6 protein-coding genes are annotated in these 8,260 nt (G+C 62.3%); 5 read left to right on the top strand and 1 reads right to left on the bottom strand.

The genetic code is table 11. The features are described 5' to 3' along the window. Positions 1–612: 612 nt before the first annotated feature. On the bottom strand, positions 613–1,587 hold the full coding sequence (locus FEF26_RS12860) for a sugar-binding transcriptional regulator (protein ID WP_138253943.1): 975 nt from the start codon (positions 1,585–1,587) through the stop codon (positions 613–615). A gap of 111 nt (positions 1,588–1,698) precedes the next feature. Here FEF26_RS12860 and FEF26_RS12855 point away from each other — a divergent pair, with 111 nt between their 5' ends. The 5 genes from FEF26_RS12855 (at position 1,699) to purM (ending at position 8,244) form a co-directional block, all read left to right on the top strand. Beyond that, positions 1,699–3,516, top strand: a complete 1,818-nt coding sequence (locus FEF26_RS12855) for a glycerol-3-phosphate dehydrogenase/oxidase (RefSeq protein ID WP_138253942.1) — start codon at positions 1,699–1,701, stop codon at positions 3,514–3,516. Between the two features lie 62 nt (positions 3,517–3,578). Next, complete coding sequence (gene glpK / locus FEF26_RS12850) at positions 3,579–5,120, top strand: glycerol kinase GlpK (RefSeq protein WP_138253941.1); 1,542 nt, start codon at positions 3,579–3,581, stop codon at positions 5,118–5,120. Between the two features lie 61 nt (positions 5,121–5,181). Then, positions 5,182–5,463, top strand: a complete 282-nt coding sequence (locus FEF26_RS12845) for a hypothetical protein (RefSeq protein WP_138253940.1) — start codon at positions 5,182–5,184, stop codon at positions 5,461–5,463. A 2-nt stretch (positions 5,464–5,465) separates the two neighbouring features. Next, on the top strand, positions 5,466–7,097 hold the full coding sequence (gene purF, locus FEF26_RS12840; protein WP_138253939.1) for an amidophosphoribosyltransferase: 1,632 nt from the start codon (positions 5,466–5,468) through the stop codon (positions 7,095–7,097). Then, on the top strand, positions 7,060–8,244 hold the full coding sequence (purM, locus tag FEF26_RS12835; protein ID WP_138253938.1) for a phosphoribosylformylglycinamidine cyclo-ligase: 1,185 nt from the start codon (positions 7,060–7,062) through the stop codon (positions 8,242–8,244). Before purF ends, purM begins: the two co-directional genes overlap by 38 nt. Positions 8,245–8,260 lie beyond the last annotated feature (16 nt).

The following is an 8,260-nucleotide window of genomic DNA, read 5'->3' as shown; positions in this document are numbered from 1 at the left end:
GTGTCCTAGCGCTCGGTTGGAGCCACCTCTCAGCACGTCGCGTCGACGCTCCTGCGTCGCCCCTGGACGACCCACTCGACACGCCTGCAGCACAGCCCATGTGACGTGCCCCGGTTTCCCGGACGGTCGGGGTTGGGTGGCTGTGATGTCGCTGCGTTCTCGTCGAGAGGGTCAGCAGACCCGATCAGGGTCGATTGGGATGAGCCGCGAAGGCGGTCAGGTCAGGGCGGCCGAAGCCGGCCGGCGGGGTAGCGTCGGACACGTCGAGGTCTCTCGGATGGATGGCGTAGGAACCTCCATCGTCGGGAGACCTCGACGTCTATCTGCGGACCGACGCGCCCGGCCGACCTACACCCTCATCTGGGAAGAGCCGAATTAATGACACCGCCAGCCACTTCCATGCACTTCGCGATCTCGCCGTCACAGTATTCCTCCTTGTTGTTCTTCCTCAGTGCAGTGATCCAGTGCACAAAGTAACCAGGCAGGGGTGATGCATCGCTCAAAGCTGAACATAGGTGCCTCGGAAGCTCAGAGGCAGCTACAGAGGCGCCGAATCAGCCTTCGAGGGATGCTATGGAGTGAACGTATGTGCACGTAGGAGAGGCGCAGAGATCATCGCCCCTGGGTCAGAGCGTTGGCTGAGGCCTGGTCCAGCACGAGGTCCGTCACAAGCCCTGCTTCAAGCGCTCCTCGGAGTGCTGTCACTTTATGCGGCCCATTGACCACACAGACACGGCGCGGAATTCGTCCCAGGACATCCGGTGGCATCACTGAGCAGCGACTGTTCAGTTCGATATCTCGCCATGAACCGTCGGCGCGGAGGAACACCGTGCAGACGTCTCCGACAGCTTCCTCAGCGTTGAGCTGGTCTAGATCCTCGCGGCTGAGATACCCCTCGGAGTAGACCTGCGATGGGGTCCCTCCCGAAAAGGTGCCCACACCGAACACGGCAACAGAGGCTCGCCTCTGCATGTTGAGTATGCGATGGGTGGATCGCTCCCGCCACAAGACCTGCTTCGTCTGCTCGTAGTCAAAGAATGCAGGAACCGCGAAGAGGTGGGCACGCCCGCCATATGCTTGGGCGAAGTGTTCCACCACCCCCATGCCGAAATTTATTCCAGACGGTGAGTCCATGAACTCTGGTTGAGAGTTGACCGCGCCGTTGAGCTGAACCGTTTGAATGCCCTGCACCTCACGGACCGGGAGTCGGCGCACCACAGAAGTCATGGTCGCGCCCCATGCGAGCCCGACTATGGTGTTCGGCTGCATCAGCTGATCGACCACTCCTGCCGCGAGCACCGCGGTAGCGTCAGCCCGCGCGACGGCAGAATCTCTGACACCACTCTGGGCTACATGGGCACTGACACCGTAGAGCTGGCGGATTCTGTGCTCCAAGGCGCTGACCCGATCGGTGGGCGGATGCACGGAGATGCGCACGATCCCCTGGTCACGCGCCTCGCGCAGCAGCCGGGAAACAGTGGAGCGCGATATGCCCAATTCCTGGGCAATATGCTCCATGGTCCTGTTCTGTATGTAATACATCTGTGCAGCGGTGAACTCCGCGTTGTCTCGAAATGAGGCGCTCATAGCGGCAATCATCCCCCGATGTGCACGTTTGTGCACACTCATTGAGAAGAAGTGCGAAAGCGGTATTAGATGAGGGGCACACCGTCCCCGGCCGAGACCGATGGAGGACTCATGCAACCACGGCCCCTCAACCCCACAACTCGCACCGCTGCGCTGAACGCTCTCGAGGCCACCACTCCTGAGAAGCCCCTAGACCTGTTGGTGATCGGCGGAGGAGTTGTTGGCGCTGCTGCCGCATTCGATGCCGCCACCCGCGGCCTGACGGTCGGACTGGTTGAGGCCCGCGATCTGGCACAGGGCACGTCCTCTCGGTCTTCTAAACTCGTTCACGGCGGTCTGCGATACCTCCAGATGCTGGACTTCAAGCTCGTCGCCGAGGCTCTGCGAGAGCGGAACCTGCTCATGTCCCACACCGCGCCGCACCTGGTCCGGCCTCTTCCTTTTATCTTCCCTTTCGAAAAGCGTGTGGTGGACCGGGCATTCATTGGATCCGGCGTAGGCCTCTATGACGGTCTGTCCGTTGGAGCCACGGCCAGGGGCAAAGGCCTGCGCTCGATCTTCAACCGGGCCACGCGCGCGCCTTTGCACCGCCACATGTCTCGTAAAGGCCTGGCCCAGAGGTTCCCCGGCCTGAACCAGAAGAAGTTCGTCGGCGCTCTGGAGTATTTCGATGCGCAAGTCGACGACGCCCGACTGGTCCTCACTCTGGCTCGGTCGGCACACAGCCTGGGTGCGGCAGTTGCCACCCGTACCGAGGTCCTCGACTATGTTCGCCAAACTGCAGGCCCGGAAGCCTCCACCGACCCTCGGGTCACGGGCGTCGTCGTCCGCGACCGGGAAACCAGCCGCGAGTTCACGATTCATGCCTCAGAAACGTTGCTGGCTGCTGGCGCCTGGACTGGAGAGCAGCAAGAACGCGCGCATGCCGCGGCCCCGGAGGCCGAGGCACCCGGCCTCAAAGTATTGGCGTCCAAGGGAGTCCACATCACCGTGGCGGCTGACAAGATACCTGCGCAGGAGAACGTCGGTGTCATCAGTCAGACAGAGAAATCGGTGCTGTTCATCATTCCCATGGGCAGATACTGGTCGATTGGCACCACCGATACCTCGTGGCGCGAGCCAGTCGATGTGCCTGCCCCGAACGCGAAGGACATCGACTACGTGCTCGAACACGCCAATGCGGTCCTGCAGACCAGACTGACCCGGGAGGACATCATCGGCACGTGGGCCGGGTTACGGCCCCTGCTCCAGCCGGTGGACGCCAATGAAGCTTCCTCAGCCAAGATTTCACGCGAACACACAGTCATGCGCCTCGCCCCTGGGTTGACCTCCGTGGCCGGCGGGAAACTGACCACGTACCGCTCCATGGCGGAGGATGCTGTGGACTTTGCCATCGCACAGCGATTCCGGAACCGACTGTCCCTCACCAAGCAGCTTCCCCTGCTCGGCGGACAGGGTTACGGAGAATGGGAGGACGGTGCCCAGCAGCTCTCCGAACGCTTCGGGTTCTCGGCGGAGACCGTGGACAGGCTGCTGCACCGCTACGGCAGCCTGCTGGGGGAACTCATCGAACTGATTGACACGGAGCCCTCATTGGCAGAGGAAGTTTCCGGGGCTGCCGGGTATCTCCGCGCCGAATTCATCTACGCTGCTCGGCACGAGGGAGCCCTGCATCTGGAGGATCTCATGGAGCGGCGGACTCGGTTGTTCCACGAAGTTTCCGACCGGGGACTGGCGGCAGCTGATGAGGTCATCGCCCTCGTAGCTCCGGAGCTCGGGTGGGATGCGAACCGTCGGGCTCATGAGAAGCAGTCGTACTCCAGTTATGTCGACGCCCACCTGCAGGCAGAGCGCACGGCGTCTGACACAGAGGCGGCCCAGGCCATGCGTCAAGCCCTACCGGTGCATCAGCAGCTACTGAGCACCTGACCCACCCTGCGACTGGCGGGGTCATCCTGGCCGGTTCCACGTCGAGCGGAAAGATGTCAAGGATGACAAACACACCACATACTGAGACGTTCCCTGAGTCGGAGAAGAAGTACGTGCTCTCCGTAGATCAGGGCACCACCTCAACCCGTGCGATGGTTTTCGATCATGCCGGAGACATCGTGGCGTCAGGGCAGCGGGAACACCAGCAGATTTTCCCCCGGGCGGGATGGGTCGAACACGACCCTATGGAGATCCTGCGCAATACCCGTGAAGTCATCGGGCTGGCCCTGGCCGACGCTGACGTGAATCGACACTCCCTCGCCGCGGCAGGAATCACCAACCAACGCGAAACGACTGTGGTCTGGGATAAAAACACAGGAACACCGGTTTACAACGCCATTGTCTGGCAGGACACCCGTACCCAACGAATCTGCGACGAGCTCGCCCGAGGAGGTCACGACGCTCGGTACAAGGAACGCACAGGCCTGCCCTTGGCAACCTACTTCGCTGGTCCGAAGATCCGCTGGATCTTGGACCACGTCGAGGGAGCGCGCAAGCGCGCCGAAGCCGGTGATCTGCTCTTCGGCACGACCGACTCCTGGCTAATCTGGCACCTCACAGGGGGAGTGCATGTCACAGATGTGACCAACGCGTCCCGCACCTTGTTGATGAACATCGACACCCTCGACTGGAACGAGGAGCTCGCCGCACAGATGGGGGTCCCCCTCAGTATGCTTCCCGAGATCCGCTCATCCTCGGAGATCTACGGCTACGGACAACGCGACTCCCTCCTCATCGACACTCCTATCTCTGGAATCCTCGGCGACCAACAGGCCGCCTCTTTCGGTCAGGCGTGCTTCACCCCAGGACAGGGGAAGAACACCTACGGCACCGGGAACTTCATGTTAATGAACACCGGGGAGAATATTGTTTCTTCGGACAATGGACTGCTGACCACGGTGGCCTACCAACTGGGGAAACAGAAACCTGTCTACGCGTTGGAGGGATCGATTGCCGTCACCGGTTCCCTAGTGCAATGGCTTCGGGACTCTCTGCAGCTCATCTCCTCAGCCCCGGAGGTTGAGGCCAAAGCCAAACGCGTGGAGGACAACGGTGGGGTCTACATCGTCCCGGCCTTCTCCGGGCTTTTCGCTCCGCACTGGCGTCCGGATGCGCGCGGGGTCATCGCCGGTCTTACCCGGTTCGCGACTCAGGACCACATATGCCGGGCGGCCTTGGAAGCAGTGGCCTATCAGTCTGCTGAAGTCGTGGAGGCCATGACTGCTGACTCCTCTGATGACTTGACTGAACTCAAAGTCGACGGAGGCATGGTGGTCAATGAGACACTCATGCAGTTTCAGGCCGATGTCCTCGGTGTCGACGTGGTCCGGCCCGCCGTCATTGAAACCACAGCCCTGGGTGCCGCGTATGCCGCCGGATTGGCTGTGAACTTCTGGCAATCTGTCGATGAAGTGAGCGCCAATTGGGTCGAGGACAGACGTTGGCAGCCGCGGATCGACCAGTCTGAACGGGCACGGCTGCTGCGTCGCTGGAAAAAGGCTGTCACGCGCACCTTCAATTGGCTGGACGAGGACGACGACTGAACCTACCGGTGGGGAGGCGAGGATTGAAGACCTGGTGATGATCCCACGTAGACTGGTAGGCATGTCTTCACCGACGCAGGGCCGGAAGGTGACCGTTCGTACCGCCCCCAAACTCCTGCCATTCCTCATCGGCTCAGTGATGGTGGCGTTCACGGCAGCTGTGATCGTCGTGTTCAACACTCCAGAGGACCCGGACTATTCACGCGCCGCCTCATTGGGGTACATCACACTCGTTCTCTGCTTGCCTGCCCTGGCACTGTCGGGCACCGCCTGGCTCGTACTGGACAAGGTGCTCCGACGGCGCAGCACCACATATGACATCAAACCGGCAGGAGAGCGCTGAGTATGCCCCGTGCAGACGGACGCCTCAATCACAACCTTCTCGATGAAGATCCACTCCCCCAGGACGAATGTGGGGTTTTCGGCGTGTGGGCGCCGGGCGAGGAAGTCGCCAAGCTCACCTTCTATGGGCTTTTCGCTCTGCAGCACCGTGGCCAGGAGTCGGCAGGGATCGCCACCTCAGACGGGAACAACATCCACGTGTACAAGGATGTTGGTCTGGTGTCCCAGGTATTCGACGAAGCCACCCTGAATGCTCTGCGGGGTCATATCTCCATCGGGCACTGCCGCTACTCCACCACCGGCGGAAACCAGTGGTCCAACGCCCAGCCCACCCTGGGCGCGACGCCCCACGGGACAGTCGCCCTGGGGCATAACGGCAACCTGACCAACTCTGCTGATCTCTACGACCAGGTGGTCTCCCGCCACGGCGCCACCAAGTTCGGTGAGCTCGCCCAGGGCAACACCACGGACACTGCCCTGGTGACGGCTCTGCTGAAAAACCAGCCGGGGGATTCCATGGAGGAGCAGGCTCTGGCCCTGCTACCCACCCTGAAGGGCGCCTTCTGCCTGGTGTTCATGGATGAGAACACGCTCTACGCCGCCCGCGACCCGCAGGGTGTCCGCCCGCTGGTGCTGGGCAGGCTCAACAACGGCTGGGTGGTGGCCTCTGAGCAGTCCGCTCTGGCCACCGTGGGCGCCTCCATCATCCGGGAGATCGAGCCCGGTGAGCTGATCGCTATCGACGCGGACGGGGTGCGCTCGCACCAGTTCGCCGAGTCCGCACCCGCAAGGTGCGTGTTTGAGTACGTCTACCTGGCCCGGCCGGATGCCAATATCAATGGCCGCAGCGTCTATGAGTCACGGGTGGAGATGGGCCGCCAGCTTGCTCGTGAGGACTCCAACGACGCCGACATCGTCATTCCGGTGCCCGAATCCGGCACACCTGCCGCAGTGGGTTACGCGGAGGCCTCCGGGTTGCCGTTCGCCCAGGGATTCATCAAGAACGCCTACGTGGGCCGTACGTTCATCCAGCCGAGCCAGACATTGCGCCAGCTGGGCATCCGGCTGAAGCTCAACGTGCAGGACCATGTGGTGCGCGGCAAGAAGGTGGTGGTAGTGGATGATTCGATCGTCCGCGGCAACACCCAGCGCGCTATCGTCCGGATGCTGCGTGAGGCCGGTGCAGCTGAGATCCATGTGAAGATCTCCTCCCCACCGATCAAATGGCCCTGCTTCTACGGCATTGACTTCGCCACCCGGGCGGAGCTCATCGCCAATGGCGCCACCTTGGAGGAGATCACCAACGCTGTCGGGGCTGATTCCCTGGCCTATATCTCTGAGGAAGGCATGGTCTCTGCAACCGGCCAGCCGCGCAGCACGCTGTGCACGGCGTGCTTCTCCGGGGTGTACCCCATTGAGTTACCACCGGAGGAACGCCGCGGCAAGATGCTGCTGGAGCAGCCGGTACTCCCAGGCATGCCGCACCGGCGGGCGCAGGTCGGCTGCGAACCGGGCCCAGACGCTGAGTTCGAACTCGACGAGACCGAAACCCCGCTGAAGCAGGACGTTGAGCTCAACGGGGCAGACAACGGAATGTATGAGCCAACACTGTCAGGAAGGGCAAGCGGTGACTGAGACTTCACCCATCACCTACGCGTCTGCGGGCGTGGATGTGGAAGCCGGCGACCGCGCCGTGGAACTGATGAAGGCCCATATTGAGGCCACCCACACCCCGCAAGTGGTAGGCGGTTTCGGCGGGTTCGCGGGCCTCTATGACGCCTCCGAGTTGAAGCGCCTCCCTAAGCCTTTGCTGGCCACCTCCACTGATGGTGTCGGCACCAAAGTGGCGATCGCCCAAGCCATGGACATCCACGACACCATCGGGTTCGACCTCGTCGGCATGGTGGTCGATGACATTGTGGTCGCAGGCGCTAAGCCGCTTTTCATGACGGACTACATTGCCTGCGGCAAAGTGGAACCGTCCCGCATCGCAGCTATTGTCTCTGGGATCGCTAAGGCTTCCGCTGAGGCGGGTACTGCCCTGGTCGGCGGGGAGACCGCTGAGCACCCGGGCCTGCTGGGCGAGTATGAGTACGACGTCGCCGGCGCGGCTACCGGTGTCGTGGACGCCTCCGCAGTTCTGGGACCGGAGCGGGTGCAGTCCGGTGATGTGATCATCGGCATGGCCTCGTCCGGTATTCACTCCAATGGTTATTCGCTCATCCGGCGCATCGTCCGCGATGCGGGGTGGGAGTTCGACCGCCATGTGCCGGAGTTCGGCCGGACCCTTGGGGAAGAGCTGTTGGAACCCACCAAGCTGTACACGGCTCCCTGTTTGGACCTGGTCACCACGTTCAATGGTGACCCAGCTGAGCAGGAGATCGCACCTGATGCTCCCGTGCGCGGCTTCAGCCATGTCACCGGCGGGGGCATGGCCGCGAACCTAGCCCGAGTTCTGCCCACTGGGCTGATGGCTACGGTGAATCGCGCGACGTGGTCCTGGCCGGATGTTTTCACTGTGATGGCGGATCTGGGCAGGGTGCCGCAAGCTGATCTGGAGCGGACGTTGAACTTAGGCGTGGGAATGATCGCAGTAGTGGCGGCTGATCAGGCCGATCGCGTCGTCGCCCATCTGAAGGCTGCGGGACAGTCAGCGTGGTTGATGGGTGAGGTCAATGCCTACAACCCTGAGGATGTCGCCGACGCCGGCGAGGACTTCGTCCAGGGCGCTAAAGGTGTGGACGGTGGCGGAGTGCTGCTCACCGGCCGCTACACCCGCTGACACCTGCGGAGGAATC

This window comes from Nesterenkonia salmonea, from assembly GCF_005771525.1.
Classification (GTDB): Bacteria; Actinomycetota; Actinomycetes; order Actinomycetales; family Micrococcaceae; genus Nesterenkonia; species Nesterenkonia salmonea.
Note: the sequence above shows the minus strand (reverse complement) of the source record. Positions and strands in the feature narration are given on the sequence as shown.

Bases quoted from the DNA above. Each gene is read 5' to 3' on its own strand.
- FEF26_RS12860 (WP_138253943.1), bottom strand. From the start codon at position 1,587: ATGAGCGCCTCATTTCGAGACAACGCGGAGTTCACCGCTGCACAGATG.
- FEF26_RS12855 (WP_138253942.1), top strand. From the start codon at position 1,699: ATGCAACCACGGCCCCTCAACCCCACAACTCGCACCGCTGCGCTGAAC.
- glpK (WP_138253941.1), top strand. From the start codon at position 3,579: ATGACAAACACACCACATACTGAGACGTTCCCTGAGTCGGAGAAGAAG.
- FEF26_RS12845 (WP_138253940.1), top strand. From the start codon at position 5,182: ATGTCTTCACCGACGCAGGGCCGGAAGGTGACCGTTCGTACCGCCCCC.
- purF (WP_138253939.1), top strand. From the start codon at position 5,466: ATGCCCCGTGCAGACGGACGCCTCAATCACAACCTTCTCGATGAAGAT.
- purM (WP_138253938.1), top strand. From the start codon at position 7,060: ATGAGCCAACACTGTCAGGAAGGGCAAGCGGTGACTGAGACTTCACCC.